Consider the following 16,819-nt stretch of genomic DNA (forward strand, 5'->3'; position numbering starts at 1 on the left):
GTAATGGATTTGTGTCCAGTTTATTTCTATTAACGTGCATTTCAATTTTTAATATATAGTATTACATATCCATTCGACAAATGCACATACTGACCCTGTAAGCTCTTCTAAAGTATTTATAGATAGAGATTTATTAAATAGAAAATAACCCGCCTCTGAACAGATAAGAGGCGGGTTATTTTACTTGTTCTTATTATTTTACAATGTGAATTGGCATTCCAAGAGCAACTTCTGCTGCTTCCATTGTGATTTCACCTAATGTTGGGTGAGCGTGGATTGTTTGAGCGATATCTTCTGCTGTCATTCCAGCTTCGATAGCTAAACCAATCTCAGAGATAATATCAGAAGCACCCGCACCTGCAACTTGTGCACCTACAAGAAGACCGTCTTCTTTACGTGTTACAAGTTGTAAGAAACCGTCTGTGCTGTTTAATGATAACGCACGACCGTTTGCAGCGAATGGGAACTTAGATACAGCTACTGTCATTCCTGCTTCTTCTGCTTGTTTCTTAGTATAACCAACAGATGCTAATTCTGGATCAGTGAAGCATACTGCAGGAATTCCGATGTAATCGATCGCTGATGCATGGCCACTAATTGCTTCAACAGCTACTTTACCTTCGTAAGAAGCTTTGTGAGCTAATGGTGGTCCAGGAACGATATCACCGATTGCATAGATGTTTGATACGTTTGTACGGCATTGCTCATCGATTTCGATGATGCCGCGGTCAGTCATTTTAACTCCAACTTGCTCAAGACCGATTTCTTGCGTGTTTGGACGACGACCTACAGTTACTAGTACATAATCAGCTTCCACAGTTTGTACTTCGCCTTTAACTTCGAAGCTAACTGTTACGCCGTTTTCTGTTTCTTCAACGCCTTTAGCCATAGCTTTTGTATGGATGTTTACGTTGCCTTTTTTCTGAAGAGCACGTTTAACAACAGAGCTCATTGCTTTTTCGAAACCAGCTAAGATTTCATCGCCAGCTTCTACTACAGTAACTTCTGTACCGAAGTTAGCGTATGCAGTTCCTAATTCCATACCGATATAACCGCCGCCGATTACAACAAGTTTTTTAGGAATTTCAGGTAAGCTTAATGCACCTGTAGAGTTGATAACGCGTTTAGAGTATTTGAATCCAGGAATTTCGATTGGTGTAGAACCAGTTGCAAGAACAGCATTTTTAAACGTATAAGTTTGTGCTGCATCTTCAGTCATTACACGTAATGTGTTAGCATCTACGAAGTAAGCTTCACCGCGAATGATTTCAACTTTGTTACCTTTAAGAAGGCCTTCAACACCGCCAGTTAATTTCTTAACTACGCCGTTTTTCCATTCTTGAACTTTTGTAAAGTCAACTTTTACGTTCTCTGCAGTGATACCCATGTCATCAGAATGCATTGCATTCTCATAACGATGACCTGCATTGATTAACGCTTTTGAAGGAATACATCCAACGTTTAAGCATACGCCACCAAGGTTAGCTTTTTCAATAATTGCTACCTTTTGACCTAATTGTGCTGCACGAATTGCCGCAACGTATCCACCAGGACCTGCACCAACAACGACTGTATCTAATTCAATTGGGAAATCTCCTACTACCATTGTTATTACGCCTCCATTACTAATAATTGTGGGTCATTCAATAGACGTTTAATTTGGTTTAATGCTTTTTGAGCAGTTGCGCCGTCAATTAAACGATGGTCAAAGCTTAGAGATAATGCTAATACTGGAGCTGCAACGATCTCACCATTTTTCACAACTGGCTTCTCAGCGATACGGCCGATACCAAGAATTGCTACTTCTGGGTGATTGATAACTGGAGTGAACCATTGTCCACCTGCAGAACCAATGTTTGTGATTGTGCAAGAAGCACCTTTCATTTCTGCTGGAGCTAGACGACCGTCACGTGCTTTACCAGCAAGCTCATTAATCTCGTTAGAAATTGTGAAGATAGATTTACGATCTGTATCTTTAACAACTGGTACTAATAGACCTTTGTCTGTATCAGCTGCGATACCGATGTTGAAGTAATGTTTATGAACGATTTCAGAAGATGCATCATCTAAAGCCGTATTCAACATTGGGAATTCACGTAATGCAGATGTTAAAGCTTTTACAACGTATGGAAGGTAAGTTAATTTAATACCTTTGTCAGCTGCAACTGCTTTGAACTTCTTACGGTGAGCAACAAGTTCTGTTACATCTACTTCGTCCATTAATGTTACGTGAGGAGCTGTATGCTTAGAGTTAACCATTGCTTTCGCAATAGCTTTACGGATACCACTCATTTTCTCACGAGTTTCTGGGTATTCACCAGCTGGAATTGGTTGTGCTTTTGGTGCTTCTTCTTTCGCTGCTGCTGGAGTAGCTTCTACTGCTGCTGGAGCCTCAGTTGCTACTACTGCTTGTCCGCCATTTGCAAATGCATCGATATCAGCTTTTACAACGCGGCCATTTTTACCAGAGCCAGCTACTTTATGAATGTCTACACCTTTTTCACGAGCGTATTTACGTACAGATGGCATAGCGATTACGCGCTCATTTACCACTTCTTCAGTTGCTGCTGGAGTTGCTGCCGCTGCTGGAGCTTCTTCTTTCACTTCTTCAGCTTTTGGAGCATCGTCATGGTCGTCACCTTTAAATTTAAGGTTTTCGTATCCAGGAGCATCAAACTTAATTAAAGTATCTCCTACTACTGCAACTGTACCTTCTTCTACAAGTACTTCAAGTACTTTACCTTTAACAGGTGAAGGGATTTCTACAACTGCTTTATCATTTTGTACTTCAAGAAGTACATCGTCTTCGTTTACTTCATCGCCTGGTTTAATAAACCATTTAACGATTTCACCTTCGTGGATACCTTCGCCGATATCTGGTAGTTTAAATTCAAATGCCACGGAATTCAGCCCCCTGATTCATATCATTATTATGGAATAAGCACAAAAGAAATCAGCATGTGCTGATTTCTTTTGCACATGAAAAACTAAAATTAGAAGTTCATTACTTTGTTAACAGCTTCAACAATATCTTTATGGTTTGGTAACCATACGCTCTCAGCTTGAGAGAATGGGAATACTGTATCAGCAGCTGCAACACGTACAACTGGAGCTTCTAAGTTTAAGATTGCACGGTCATTAATTTCCGCTACAACGTTAGCTGCAATACCAGCTTGTTTTTGAGCTTCTTGAACTACAACTACGCGGCCTGTTTTTTCAACAGAAGCGATGATTGTTTCGATATCTAATGGTTGAACTGTACGTAAGTCAACAACCTCTAAAGAGATACCTTCTTTTTCAAGTTCTTCAGCAGCTTTTAATGCAGCATGAACCATAGCACCATAAGCGATAACAGATACATCTGTACCTTCACGTTTGATATCAGCTTTACCTAAATCAATTGTGTATTCGCCTTCTGGTACATCTTGACGGAATGAACGGTACAATTTCATATGCTCTAAGTAGATAACTGGATCGTTGTCACGAATCGCAGAGATTAAAAGACCTTTTGCGTCGTATGGAGTAGATGGAATAACTACTTTTAGACCAGGTTGTTGAGCCACTAATCCTTCTAAGCTATCAGCATGTAGTTCAGGAGTATGAACGCCACCACCGAATGGAGAACGAACTGTTACTGGAGCAGTCCAACGTCCACCAGAACGATAACGCATACGAGCTAATTGACCAGAAATTGAATCCATTACTTCATAAACGAAACCGAAGAATTGGATTTCTGGAACTGGACGGAATCCTTCAAGTGCAAGTCCAACTGCAAGTCCACCAATACCAGACTCTGCAAGTGGAGTATCCATTACACGGTCTTCACCGAATTCAGCTTGTAAACCTTCAGTAGCACGGAATACTCCGCCGTTTACACCAACGTCTTCACCAAATACAAGTACGTTGGGATCATTTTTCATTTCAACACGTAAAGCATCAGTGATTGCTTGAATCATTGTCATTTGAGCCATGGCTTACTTCGACTCCTTTTCTTTATAAATTTCATATTGTTCAGCTAAGTTGTAAGGCATTTTTTCGTACATGATTTCCATTAAATCAGTTACTTTTTGTTTTGGAGCTTGGTCAGCCTTAGCAATTGCTTGTTTGATATCTTCTTTTGCTTCTTCGATTACTTTCTCTTCTACTTCTTGAGACCATAGGCCTTTGTTTTCTAAGAATGCACGGAAGCGTACGATTGGATCTTTTTGTTCCCATTCGTTTTCGATATCTTTTGTACGGTAACGAGTTGGGTCATCACCAGCCATTGTATGTGGACCATAACGGAATGTTAAAGTCTCGATTAAAGTAGGACCTTCACCGTTTACTGCGCGCTCACGAGCAAAAGCAGTTGCTGCGTATACAGCTAATGGATCCATACCGTCTACTTGAATTCCGTAAATACCTGCTGCTACTGCTTTTTGTGCTACAGTTTTAGCTGCAGATTGCTTTTCTACTGGAGTAGAGATTGCATAACGGTTGTTTTGAACAACGAAGATTGCTGGAGCTTTGAATGCACCCGCAAAGTTCATACCTTCGTAGAAGTCACCTTGAGAAGCACCACCGTCACCAGTGTAAGTAATTGCAACAGATTTTTTACCACGTAATTTCATACCTAACGCAACACCAGCAGTTTGGATGATTTGCGCACCGATGATGATTTGTGGAGCAAGTGCATTTACATTTTCAGGCATTTGGTTACCCATGAAGTGTCCACGAGAGAATAAGAATGCTTGGTATAATGGTAAACCATGCCATACTAATTGTGGAACGTCACGATATCCTGGTAAGATGAAGTCTTCTGCTTCAAGTGCGAAATGACTTGCTAATTGAGAAGCCTCTTGTCCTGCTGTTGGTGCGTAGAAACCTAAACGTCCTTGACGGTTTAAAGAAATAGAACGTTGATCTAGTACGCGAGTATACACCATACGGCGCATTAATTCTTTTAATTGATCATCAGTTAATTCAGGCATTGCTGCTTCATTCACAACTTCGCCTTTTTCATTTAAAATTTGTAATGTTTCAAATTGAGCTGCGATAGCTTTCATTTGCTCATCAACATTAAATAGGGTCTTTTTTGTTTTAGTACCCATTCCGTTCACCTCTTCCTCTCTTGAACCATATTCTGAAACGCTTTCACTAGCAATCGGCTAGAAAGAAAACGCAACCATGTAAACCGACAGGAAACCTTGCCGGTTGAGAATAATTTTGTGTACCTAACAATCTGTACTAATGTTTTTTCAGAAACATATTAATACAATCTTGATCACGTTTTTTAGTTTACAACTATTCTAATCACGATGTCAATTACTTTGGTTACGTTTTTTTTTATGACTAACATTGAGGTTTCCACTATACGTAGTTGTTTTCATTTTTACATCTGTATTAGTAAGCGATAACCTACTGTTATATTATTCCCTTTTCACCCCTCTTTTCATCATAGAATAATATGTAAACGATTCATTCTCCTTAGTTTTTCTCTCTTTGTAACAAAAATATGCAATCACTTCTTCCTTTTCTAGGAAAATGCCTACACACTCCCCATCACTTTTCCATACATTATAATAACCGCAGTATTAGCGGGAAATGATAAAGGAGGTCATCTCATGTACGGATACACATATTGCTATCCAACTTGTTCATATCCTTCCTATGGCTATGGAGGTTCTTGCGGAGGATCCGGACGCGGCTTTGCCTTAATCGTTGTATTGTTTATCCTTTTAATTATCGTTGGTGCTGCTTGCATTCGTTAATGTAAAACAAAACAACTATTGAAAGAAATAGGCGGCTCTGCCGCCTTTTCTTTTTCAATCCTTTAATAAGAAGGATTGATTAAAGCTCCCATACATATACACGATTTTCTTTACCATGACTTTTTCGATGTCCTTTGGTAGACTAAAGGAGAAAGGAGAGATCACATATGCTTACAATGAACGATGTAATTCGTGAAGGAAATCCCATTCTAAGAGCAGTAGCAGAAGAAGTACCTCTGCCAGCAAGTGAAGCGGATTTACGTACTCTTAAAGAAATGATTCAATTTGTAATAAACAGTCAAAACCCTGAAATGGTTGAAAAATATAACTTACGTCCAGGAATCGGGATTGCAGCGCCACAAATTGGTATTTCAAAAAGAATGATTGCTGTTCATGTTACGGACGCAAATGAGACACTATATAGTTATGCTTTATTCAACCCCAAAATTATTAGTCACTCCGTTGAACGTACATATTTATCAGGAGGCGAAGGTTGTCTATCGGTAGATCGTGAAGTACCTGGCTACGTGCCGCGTTATACACGAATTACAGTTAAAGCAACTACTATCGATGGTGAAGAGGTAAAATTACGTTTAAAAGGCTTACCAGCGATTGTATTTCAACATGAAATTGATCATTTAAACGGCGTCATGTTCTATGACCACATTAATCAAGAAAATCCTTTCGCATCCCCTGATGATGCAAAACCATTCGAAAGATAAAAAAGCAGAAGCTACGGCTTCTGCTTTTTTATCTGAAATGGTTCTCATGATCTTTTTTACAATAAACGCGCCCACTGTAACCCGTGAAGAATTCCATCTTCACTCACATCTTTCGTCACATAATTAGCAAGTGTTTTCAAATCTTCATGGCCATTTCCCATTACAATCCCCGTTCCGACTGCTTCAATCATTTCTAAATCATTTAATCCATCCCCAAAAGCATAGACTTGTTCGCGCTTAAATCCTAATTTCTCAATAAATTTTTCAATCCCCTTCGCTTTTGAACCACCATTAGGGATAATATCCATAGAATACGCATGCCAACGAATAAAATGAAAATCTGGATAATCATGAATAAACTTTTCTTCCTCGCCCACTTGGCAGAAAAGAAGTGTTTGATAAATATCACGATTTTCATAAAAGCTTGGCTCATATAAAGGATGCTCAAATTGCAGACTCCCAAAACTTTCTTTCACATAATCATGATATTCCACTGTCGCTTTCATATCCTCATGATCTAAATAAACGAGCGGATACCCCTCTTGCTCCGCAAATGTTGTAAATGTATGTAATGTATTAGGTTGTAGTGGATTTTTAAATATAACCTCATCTTCGAATACAACATATTGGCCATTAAAACTAACATAATTATGAATATTAAGCTCATTACGAATATCTTCAAACATGAAAGGTGCACGCCCTGTCGCAATTGCCACATGTACTCCTTTTTCCTGCAACATACGTACAGCTTCCCTTGTAGAGTGCGGAATTTTTTTATCATGGTCTAGTAATGTTCCATCAATATCAAAAAAGACGATTTTATCATTCATTTTCAAAATCCTTTCTAGCCTATCTCTGTTCCTATCTTGACTATTTCTTTTCAAATCCTAAAAAAAAGTATAACATATTAAACATCTGTGAAGAAAGCGTTCACTTCCTAACCTTATTCGTACAATATGCATATACTATCAAAAGAATATTGCTATTTGTTTCAATGCATTTTCTTTTCTAATCTATCTCATACTATATTCATAACTGAGGAAACACTGTCTGTGAGAGAAAGAGCGTAACACAAGATTACGCCTGCGTCAGCCAATAGAATTACTGAACACCTGGCAGCAAAAGCCCCTCACTTATCTTCTATGATTCCCTGTATATAGAGATAGAGTTCCTACTACACGAACCAAAAATAGATGTGCATATTTGAAATAAAGAAAGGAAGGAGTAATCATGCTAAAGAAGCTGAAGAAAAAGCTAAAACGGTATTTAAACGATTTAGTCTGTAAAAAGACTCCAGCTTAAATCGTGCCCATTTCGGGCTTTTTCTTCATTCTCATTCGAAAAAACATGAAAATCATTACTATTTGCTTTATAATAGGTAACAGATAATGCAAAACATAGACAAGGAGAGGTTTTACCAATGATTTTTAAAGTATTCTATCAAGAAAAAATGACTGAGGTTCCAGTACGTGAAAATACAAAAGTTCTATATTTAGAAGCTGAGTCCGAGAAAGATGTTCGTACAAAATTACAAAAGTTCGCATATAATATTGAGTTTGTCCAATCTGTTACTGGCGCTCATCTTGAATACGAAAAGCAAAATGCTGATTTAACACTAACGGAGATCGTATAATTTATGAAATTCCTAAAAAATGATCAGGCAGCTGTTTTCGCGCTTGGCGGACTTGGTGAAATCGGCAAAAATACATATGCTGTTCAATTTCAAGATGAAATTATTATAATTGATGCTGGAATTAAGTTTCCAGAAGACGAACTTCTCGGAATCGACTATGTGATTCCTGATTACACTTATTTTGTACGAAACGAAGATAAAATTAAGGGTTTATTCATTACACATGGTCATGAGGATCATATTGGTGGTATCCCTTATCTATTACGTCAAGTGAACATCCCAATTTATGGCGGGAAATTAGCCATTGCTTTAATTAAAAACAAATTAGAAGAGCACGGATTACTTCGAAAAGCGAAACTTTACGAAATTCAAGAAGACGATGTGATCAAATTTAAAAAAACATCGGTATCGTTCTTCCGCACAACACACAGTATCCCGGATTCATACGGTGTTGTAGTGAAAACACCACAAGGACAAATTGTTCATACGGGAGACTTTAAATTTGACTTCACACCAGTAGGTGAACCAGCAGACTTAACAAAAATGGCTGAAATCGGTAAAGATGGTGTGCTTTGCCTCCTATCTGATAGTACGAATAGTGAAGTGCCTAATTTTACGATGTCTGAACGCCGCGTTGGCGATAGTATTCAAGACATTTTCCGCAAAGTAGAAGGTCGTATTATCTTTGCAACCTTTGCATCAAATATCCATCGCTTGCAACAGGTTGTTGAAGCTGCTGTTGAAAATAATCGTAAAGTAGCTGTATTTGGCCGAAGCATGGAAGCGGCAATTGAAATTGGTCATGATCTTGGTTATATTCGTTGTCCAAAAGACACATTTATTGAAGCATCACAAATCAATCGACTTCCAGCTAACAAAGTCGTTATTTTATGCACAGGTAGTCAAGGTGAACCAATGGCAGCACTTTCTCGTATTGCAAATGGTACACACCGTCAAATTCAAATTATTCCTGGTGATACTGTTGTCTTTTCTTCTTCGCCAATCCCAGGGAATACAGTTAGCGTAAGTCGTACAATTAATATGTTGTACCGTGCTGGTGCTGATGTTATTCATGGTAAGCTTTCAAACATCCACACAAGTGGACATGGTGGACAAGAAGAACAAAAGTTAATGCTACGTCTTATTAAACCTAAGTACTTTATGCCAATTCACGGTGAATTCCGTATGCAACGTATGCATATGAAATTAGCAAATGATTGTGGTATTCCGGAAGAAAATTGCTTCATTATGGATAATGGTGATGTACTTGCCTTACGTTCTGATGAGGCGAATGTTGCTGGGAAAATACCATCTGGTTCTGTTTATATTGATGGAAACGGTATTGGTGATATTGGTAATATCGTACTTCGTGACCGCCGTATTCTTTCTGAAGAAGGACTTGTTATCGTAGTTGTTAGCATTGATATGAAAGAATTCAAAGTTGCAGCAGGACCTGATATTATCTCTCGTGGGTTCGTTTATATGCGTGAGAGTAGCGATTTAATCAATGATGCTCAAACGTTAATTACAACGCACCTGGAAAAAGTAATGGAGCGAAAAACAACACAATGGTCTGAAATTAAAAATGAAATTACAGATACATTAGCACCATTCTTATATGAAAAAACAAAACGTCGTCCAATGATTTTACCAATCATTATGGAAATATAAGAAAAAGGACAATGCCTTCCGAGCATTGTCCTTTTCTATTTTATTCTATCTTAAATAATGTTTAAATCGATCCACTTCATCATCATGACCAATTACAATTAAAATATCTCCCGCCTGGATATTTTCTGTAGCACGAGGAGAAACGATAACTTCCTTCCCACGCTTAATTGCAACAATGTTCAATCCAAACTTCGCACGAATGTCCAGTTCAATTAAAGAGTGCCCATCAATCTTTTTATTGGCAATAATCTCTACAATACTATGCTCATCTGAAAGCTCTAAGTAGTCTAACACATTACTTGAAGCGATATTGTTCGCAATTCGTTTTCCCATATCCCTCTCTGGATGAACAATATGGTCAGCTCCAATCTTACTTAGCACTTTTTCATGATAATCATTTTGCGCCTTCACAGTAATATTTTTCACGCCTAATTCCTTTAAAATAAGCGTCGTTAAAATACTTGCATTTAAATTGTCTCCAATTGCAACAACAACATGGTCAAAGTTGCGAATGCCGAGACTTTTTAACACCATCTCATCTGTTGAATCTGCAATTACAGCGTGTGAAGCAATATTTGCAAATTCATTAATCTTATCTTCATCTAAATCAATAGCCATTACTTCCATACCTAATTGAGCCAATTCACGACAAATACTGCCTCCGAAACGTCCAAGTCCAATGACAGCAAATTCTTTTTCTTTCTCACTCACATGAATTCCTCCAATAATCAAGTCCTACTTATTTTTATTGTAGCATACTTTGTATTCGCCACAAAGACTAGTAATCAACGCATATTTATTTTTGCTTTTGTATGTAGAAATACTGCTGTAAGTAAAATGCAATAATGCAAATTAACATTCCAAATACAAAAATATTTCCAAACGAACTAAACGTTTGAAACACAAATAATAATGTTTCTTGACCAAAAAAAGCAAATAAGAGCTGTATAAAAGCAAATAAGAGTGCCCATTTATAATGCTGTTGATGAAATAAATAATGAGTTGCCCCTAAAAACGCACAAAATGAAATAACAAAAATCCACCATGTTTCTAAAAACGCTTTCCACCCTGTAAAGTTATATCCATTTACAACAAGTGCAATGATTCCAATGACTAGCATTGTAGGGACGCTCCAAAATAACGCTCGATTTCGAAAGAATTGGCGACCGTGAGAATCTCCTTTTTCATTTGCACAATATGTTAAAAATACTGTACTTATATACAAGACAGAAAAGATTGTTAATACGATAATTAACCAAAAATGCAATTGGTTATATTCATGTTCAATATTCGTAACAATAGCTGCTAACATGCTTGGAATCAGCATACCAGTCCATCCGTCGATTTTTCTTTCATTCCAAAACACAGTATTACCTATTCGAATACCTAAAAGCATGAAAATAATGACGCCAATTACAAATAGCGTTGTCTTGTTTGCAACTAAGCTTGTTGAAAAAGCAATTAAACCAATAAATAAAAAAAGTACAAATCCATTCATAATCTCTATTACTGGTGATAAGTAACCTTTCACCCATTTATATGTTTCTTTATATTCCTGTTTATTCGTTAAACGATATGCATAAAAGCTTATCCCGAAATAAACCGCCGCAATAATTACATATGCATATAAAAAGAAACATAAGATTGCACTACCAATCTGCACCTAATTCCCCACCCTTTTTCTATATATCACATTGATTTTACACATTTTTCATATGAAAAGTAAACCAAAACATACTGTTCCATTGATTATACTTTCTCAAATGAAAAAGAACAGGTTTAATCCCTGTTCCCTTTCCAACTTATATATTGCTTTAAAAAGGCAATGGTCTTTTCGAGCGCTTCTTCTTTCGGCTGTAATTTCGCATGATGTAGGCCATATTCAGATTCGACACCAAGCCAAAACATAAACCCTGGAATTTCACGAAGCATATATCCGAAATCTTCTCCTGTCATTGCCTCTGTACATGTAATAACATTCATATCAGTCTGTTCTGATGCAAATTCCATAAACTCTCGCGTTAACGCCCCGTGATTATATACTTGATGATACATGGCTCCGTAATCAATAACCGCTGCACATTGAAACGCTGCTTCAATCCCTGCAACAATTGCTTCAATTCTACTTTTCACTCGTTTCATTGATTCGACAGATAACGTTCGAATTGTTCCTTCTAAGCGAGATTTTTCTGCAATAATGTTTTGAACTGTACCGCCTGTGATTTTACCAATTGTAATAACTGCACTATCAAGTGGATTTACATTACGACTAACAACCGATTGTAACTGTGTAACAAGGTGACTTGCCGCAACAATCATATCATTTGCAGTATGTGGATACGCTGCATGTCCCCCTTTTCCTTTTAAATCGATGTATAGTTCTGATGTATTTGCAAATAGCAACCCTTCTTTTGTTGCGATTGTTCCTACTGGATACTCAGGTGCGATATGAAGACCAAGAATCATATCCGGTTTCCATTCTTTTAACTCTTCACTTTCTAACATAGGAAGGGCTCCACCTGGGCCCTCTTCAGCTGGTTGGAATAGAAACACAAGATCATCGTCTATTCTTTCATTTACAATAGCTGTTAGAAGCCCCAAACCAATTGTAGTATGAAAATCATGACCACATGCATGCATCATTCCTTCATGAACAGAAGAAAATTCATATCCTGTTTCCTCTGGAATTAGCAGACCATCAATATCTGCACGATAACCAATTGTTTTTTCTGGTTTCTTTCCCTTTACTTTAACGATCACACCTGTTTTCCACGTTTTCACTTCAAGATATTCACTAGGAAGGGTACCAATATAATTTAAAATATATTGTTGTGTTTTCCACTCTTGAAATCCTAATTCAGGAATTTTATGTAAATCCCTACGAATTTGTATAAATTTACTGACTGTCATGTCTCCACCACCATTTATAAAAAGCGTAAGAGCTTATTTGCCCTTACGCTTTCGTTCTTTATTTTTCTGGGTTTAATTGACGAAGTTCTTGTTTAATTTCTGTTTTTGCTTTTGTCTTCTCGTCAATTTCTTTAATAACACGCGCTGGTGTACCTGCAACTACTGTATATGGTGGTACATCTTCTGTTACAATCGCACCTGCTGCAACTACTGCACCTTTACCAACTGTTACACCTTCTAATACAACTACGTTTGCACCAATTACAACATCATCTTCAACAATAACTGGTTTTGCAGAAGGTGGCTCAATAACACCTGCAAGTACAGCACCAGCACCAACGTGACAGTTTTTACCTACTGTAGCACGTCCACCAAGCACTGCATTCATATCGATCATTGAACCTTCACCGATTACCGCACCGATATTAATTGTTGCATTCATCATAATAACTGCATTATCGCCAATTTCAACATGATCACGAATAATTGCACCTGGCTCGATACGAGCTTTAATGCCTTTTAAATCAAGCATTGGAATTGCAGAATTACGACGATCATTTTCGACAACGTAGTCTACAACATTCTTTTTATTTTCTTCAAGAACTGCCTTAATTTCAGACCATTCTCCAAATAAAACACCAGTTTTCTTATTTACAAAAGCTTGCACAGTTTCAGGGAATGTTACTTCTTTTAAATCCCCTTTTATGTATACCTTTACAGGAGTTTTCTTCTCACTTTTTTGAATAAACGAAATAATTTCGTTTGCATCCATCATTTTCATGCTTGTTGCCTCCTAAATCCATTTATAATGTTACTCTACCAAACGACAGAGCTACTAGCAAGACAATAATCTTATTTTTCCATTTGAATTTCTTCTATAATATCCAAAAATGCCTGTACTTGTTTCAATTGCCTTGCAGAATCACTCGTCAATAACCATGTTTCTCGTGTCAACTGAACAGGCGTTTTATACGTCTTTTCTCTTACTTCTTTTAAAACAGTAGATGGCAGCAATGCATAACCAATTCCATTTAAAACAAGTTGCTTACATGTCTCAATTTGATCAACTACAATTGTTCGTTTCGGGGGATTAGAAAATAAACCATACCACCAATTCTGAATTTGTCCATAATATGTCGAATCACTTTTAAATTGAATAAAGGGCCTATTTGTATCCTTCAACATTGAAATGTCTTTAATTTCCGTGTCAACTAAATATAACTCATCTTCAAACAATTGCTCTTTATGCCCTTTATATTCTTGTTTTCCACGTAATATAGCTACATGAACATCTCCTTCATAAAAATGCTTCTGTACTTCACTACTCCATCCTGTAAAAAGAGAAATCTTAACAAATGGGTATTTTTGCACAAATCTTTTTAAAACAGGTGGTAACCAATATTGCCCAATGACAGACGCAACAGCTATCTTTAATGTTCCGTATGTTTCTGTACGATAAACAGCTAGTTCGCTTTTAATTGCCTCTTCTCTTTGCAACATATCCTTTGCATAATTGGCAACTTTTTCCCCTTCTGGTGTAATTGTCAAACCTTTTTGAGAACGAATAAAAAATTTCATTCCCCATTGTTTTTCCATTGATTGTAAGCGTTGACTAAGTGCAGGCTGTGAAACAAATAAACGCTCTGCCGCTTTTCTCATATTGGATTCTTGTGCTAAAACAACCATCATTTGAAAATCATCAATTTGCAACTTTCTCCCTCTTTCCTTATGTTACATGTAACCATCTAACTTCAATATATACGCTGCACCATTCTCTAACATACGATATTTAATTTTTATTTTCGAGAAGCTTGGACGAATTGTTTTGTATCTAAGCTTACTTTTTTATACCAATTTATATAAAGTGAAACTTTAATCAACAGAAATTTTTTATGTTCTCACCCATTGCTATTTCTTACAAATCGGACTTTTAATAGCCGTCTCCTACCTGTCTTTCTCATTTTCCTCTTATTCTTGAGGTAGGAAGAGCTAACTGCAAATAGTAGAATAAAACGAAAAAAGATGCATGATAAAAAAGCGACTTCTCTTTTTATTCGAAGTCGCTTACCCTTCTTTATCGATTATACTGTCTTACTTTTTTATTCAGCAATTTTAAAATAGCACGTCTTGTTAAAATCCCTTCAAAATATCCATCACTGTTTACAGCACAAATAAACGGATGATCAATTGTCATTTCTAATGCTTTAGCAAATGAATCCTCAAGCTCAAGATGCGGAATATCTTTTTTCATTACATTCTCAACTTTCATATCCTCAAGTTTTTCAAATTCAATGCGCTCTAACCCTAAAATACCGTCCAAAATCATCGCGGTACTGATTAATCCATGCAATTTATACATAGGGTCTAAAACAGGAATCGCAGAATAACCCGATTTAACAAGAACGAGTAAAGCGTGTTCTAGGCTATTTCCGATTTGAACATGTGCGACTTTTTCTGATGAAATCATTAAATCTTTAACAAGAACTTGTTGAAATTCATCTTTCGGAATACTAATCATATTATATCCCCCACTTTTTCTCCCTTTTTCCTACTAAATAGACTACATACTAACCTTACTATTCAAAATTCTCCATATCCACAGCTACAATTTTCACTTTATTTCCTAATTCTATTCATATCTTATGATAGCGTTTTCATATTATTATTTTGTCCTTAGTTTATTCCAGCAAAAATAATGATACACAGTTCATTTTACCATAGAACACAAAAAAAAGACTACCTTTCTGGTAGCGCTTAGTATCCTTCATTTTTCAAGCGATTAAATAGCCTTGTAATGCTTCTGTATTGAGAAATATCAGCTTTTTTCAAACCACTTTCAATATCTGTAAGCTCAACAGCTAAAATTTCACTAGCATAGTTTTGACGAAATAAAATATCTAACAATAAATTTTTTTCTTCTTTTGTTAAAGTAGCTTGCTTCTGCATATACCCCTCTCCTTACGCTCTTTTCTTATTATTTATTATATAAAATATTTGCTTAGTTTAATAGATGAAAAATTCAGTTTTTTATTTTGTATAACGATTTGCATAACTAAAAGCTGCGTAAGCATCCGGTTTGATTTTTGCAGTTAGCCCCATCGCCTTTACCTTCGTTGTCATATCTGAAATAAATTCTTTTGTTAATCCATCCTGTCCTATATCTAAGTGAATTTCCATTACAAATCCAGCTCCTTCATGAGCATATGGATGTAATAACTCCCATATACACCTTATATGTTCCGGTGTAAACAAACAGGCAACTTCTTGGCTAAACTGTGTTTCTAAATATATTTTGTCACGTAAAGTAGGGGGATTTTTATGTACGGCCTTATGATTCAAACATCCCCATGCTCCCTTTCCAACACGATGAATGTGCACCGCTGTAATAAAGCGGGTACCTTTTTGATGTGCTTGTGAATCTGTTCCTATAGAGAGTCGATATAAATTGCGTGGATCTCTTTCAATAAAATTGCAAATGCGTGAGAAAACTGTGTCAAAATCCATATCTCTCTCCGATACATTATAAAATCGATACTCACCGCCCACATAGTCACGTCCCTTCGATTAGACAGACTTTTTCATTCTCATTGTATGGGACAAAAGAGCAAAATATGACTTTATTATCCTTTACTCGTTTCTATATTTCGAATAGAGTACTTACATGCTGGACAGATATAAATTACATTCTGATTAGACTGAGCCGTTAGTACATGGTCTAGTTCAAATGACATATGACATTTTGGACAAACAACAATTGGTAATCGCTCCATATTCCACATTCCTTTCCAACTTTTAATACCAGTGTAGGAAGAATAAAAAAAACTTATACATATAAAGTGAAACTTTAATCAGTGGGGTTTTCTTCATCCCCCACTGATTATCAGCCNNTCAAAATCGTAGGACGCCCGCGCTCTAGGCGGAGAGACGCTTTTTGCCTCGTCCGAGGGAGCGAAACGGCTGGAGATTTTAGCCGCTAGAGCTGGACATCGTTTCTCTCTGAATCTTGAGATGGGGTCTTACTGCCCGTGAAGCTTCCCATCACCAATCGGAATTTTACAGACATTTTATGCAGGATAAAACGATTCAATATTACCAAAAAAGGTACCGCTTCTCGCGGTACCTTTTTTGTATGT

Annotated in this window: 18 protein-coding genes; 4 read left to right on the forward strand and 14 right to left on the reverse strand. The window is 36.9% G+C overall.

Features of this window, described 5'->3' with window-relative positions; all coding sequences use genetic code 11:
• Positions 1 to 193: 193 nt before the first annotated feature.
• From lpdA to pdhA, 4 genes are all read right to left on the reverse strand, one after another.
• Positions 194 to 1,606: a dihydrolipoyl dehydrogenase gene (gene lpdA / locus CN373_RS04625; protein WP_000260102.1), complete on the reverse strand. Its 1,413-nt coding sequence runs from the start codon at positions 1,604 to 1,606 to the stop codon at positions 194 to 196.
• A gap of 5 nt (positions 1,607 to 1,611) precedes the next feature.
• A complete protein-coding gene (gene pdhC, locus CN373_RS04630; protein WP_000863425.1) occupies positions 1,612 to 2,901 on the reverse strand; it encodes a pyruvate dehydrogenase complex dihydrolipoyllysine-residue acetyltransferase in 1,290 nt (429 codons plus the stop codon).
• A gap of 92 nt (positions 2,902 to 2,993) precedes the next feature.
• A complete protein-coding gene (gene pdhB, locus CN373_RS04635; RefSeq protein WP_000068166.1) occupies positions 2,994 to 3,971 on the reverse strand; it encodes a pyruvate dehydrogenase complex E1 component subunit beta in 978 nt (325 codons plus the stop codon).
• Between the two features lie 3 nt (positions 3,972 to 3,974).
• Positions 3,975 to 5,090: a pyruvate dehydrogenase E1 component subunit alpha gene (gene pdhA, locus CN373_RS04640; RefSeq protein ID WP_000536894.1), complete on the reverse strand. Its 1,116-nt coding sequence runs from the start codon at positions 5,088 to 5,090 to the stop codon at positions 3,975 to 3,977.
• A gap of 513 nt (positions 5,091 to 5,603) precedes the next feature.
• Between pdhA and CN373_RS04645 the strand changes: the two genes are divergently transcribed.
• On the forward strand, positions 5,604 to 5,750 hold the full coding sequence (locus CN373_RS04645) for a YjcZ family sporulation protein (protein WP_000274566.1): 147 nt from the start codon (positions 5,604 to 5,606) through the stop codon (positions 5,748 to 5,750).
• Between the two features lie 167 nt (positions 5,751 to 5,917).
• On the forward strand, positions 5,918 to 6,472 hold the full coding sequence (gene def / locus CN373_RS04650) for a peptide deformylase (protein ID WP_098358890.1): 555 nt from the start codon (positions 5,918 to 5,920) through the stop codon (positions 6,470 to 6,472).
• 56 nt (positions 6,473 to 6,528) lie between these two features.
• On the opposite strand, the gene CN373_RS04655 is transcribed toward def, so the two are convergent.
• On the reverse strand, positions 6,529 to 7,302 hold the full coding sequence (locus CN373_RS04655; protein WP_000998261.1) for a Cof-type HAD-IIB family hydrolase: 774 nt from the start codon (positions 7,300 to 7,302) through the stop codon (positions 6,529 to 6,531).
• Between the two features lie 590 nt (positions 7,303 to 7,892).
• On the opposite strand from CN373_RS04655, the gene CN373_RS04665 reads away from it, so the two are divergent.
• Together CN373_RS04665 and rnjA are read left to right on the forward strand one after the other, a co-directional pair.
• A complete protein-coding gene (locus CN373_RS04665) occupies positions 7,893 to 8,105 on the forward strand; it encodes a DNA-dependent RNA polymerase subunit epsilon (RefSeq protein WP_000576440.1) in 213 nt (70 codons plus the stop codon).
• 3 nt (positions 8,106 to 8,108) lie between these two features.
• A complete protein-coding gene (gene rnjA / locus CN373_RS04670; RefSeq protein WP_000670365.1) occupies positions 8,109 to 9,776 on the forward strand; it encodes a ribonuclease J1 in 1,668 nt (555 codons plus the stop codon).
• Between the two features lie 45 nt (positions 9,777 to 9,821).
• On the opposite strand, the gene CN373_RS04675 is transcribed toward rnjA, so the two are convergent.
• The 9 genes from CN373_RS04675 to CN373_RS25470 form a co-directional block, all read right to left on the reverse strand.
• The gene (locus CN373_RS04675) at positions 9,822 to 10,487 is read right to left on the reverse strand and encodes a potassium channel family protein (RefSeq protein WP_001290440.1); all 666 of its coding nucleotides are present in this window, start codon (positions 10,485 to 10,487) and stop codon (positions 9,822 to 9,824) included.
• An 85-nt stretch (positions 10,488 to 10,572) separates the two neighbouring features.
• A complete protein-coding gene (locus CN373_RS04680) occupies positions 10,573 to 11,439 on the reverse strand; it encodes a hypothetical protein (RefSeq protein ID WP_001165485.1) in 867 nt (288 codons plus the stop codon).
• A gap of 116 nt (positions 11,440 to 11,555) precedes the next feature.
• The gene (locus CN373_RS04685) at positions 11,556 to 12,686 is read right to left on the reverse strand and encodes an N-acetyldiaminopimelate deacetylase (RefSeq protein ID WP_000218660.1); all 1,131 of its coding nucleotides are present in this window, start codon (positions 12,684 to 12,686) and stop codon (positions 11,556 to 11,558) included.
• A gap of 58 nt (positions 12,687 to 12,744) precedes the next feature.
• Positions 12,745 to 13,467, reverse strand: coding sequence for a 2,3,4,5-tetrahydropyridine-2,6-dicarboxylate N-acetyltransferase (gene dapD / locus CN373_RS04690; RefSeq protein WP_000783254.1), 723 nt, complete (start codon positions 13,465 to 13,467; stop codon positions 12,745 to 12,747).
• 71 nt (positions 13,468 to 13,538) lie between these two features.
• Positions 13,539 to 14,396 carry a LysR family transcriptional regulator gene (locus CN373_RS04695; RefSeq protein ID WP_001165235.1) on the reverse strand — a complete coding sequence of 286 codons (858 nt, stop codon included), beginning with the start codon at positions 14,394 to 14,396 and terminating at the stop codon, positions 13,539 to 13,541.
• Positions 14,397 to 14,760: 364 nt separating this feature from the next.
• On the reverse strand, positions 14,761 to 15,204 hold the full coding sequence (gene cbpB / locus CN373_RS04700) for a cyclic-di-AMP-binding protein CbpB (protein WP_000623583.1): 444 nt from the start codon (positions 15,202 to 15,204) through the stop codon (positions 14,761 to 14,763).
• 236 nt (positions 15,205 to 15,440) lie between these two features.
• Entirely contained in the window at positions 15,441 to 15,632 is a 192-nt protein-coding gene (abbA, locus tag CN373_RS04705) for an antirepressor AbbA (RefSeq protein WP_001171637.1), read from the reverse strand.
• 81 nt (positions 15,633 to 15,713) lie between these two features.
• Complete coding sequence (locus tag CN373_RS04710) at positions 15,714 to 16,190, reverse strand: ribonuclease H-like YkuK family protein (RefSeq protein ID WP_425290441.1); 477 nt, start codon at positions 16,188 to 16,190, stop codon at positions 15,714 to 15,716.
• 116 nt (positions 16,191 to 16,306) lie between these two features.
• Positions 16,307 to 16,456 carry a hypothetical protein gene (locus CN373_RS25470; RefSeq protein WP_033664223.1) on the reverse strand — a complete coding sequence of 50 codons (150 nt, stop codon included), beginning with the start codon at positions 16,454 to 16,456 and terminating at the stop codon, positions 16,307 to 16,309.
• Positions 16,457 to 16,819 lie beyond the last annotated feature (363 nt).

The sequence above is a fragment of the Bacillus cereus genome, assembly GCF_002561295.1.
Lineage (GTDB): Bacteria > Bacillota > Bacilli > Bacillales > Bacillaceae_G > Bacillus_A > Bacillus_A cereus_S.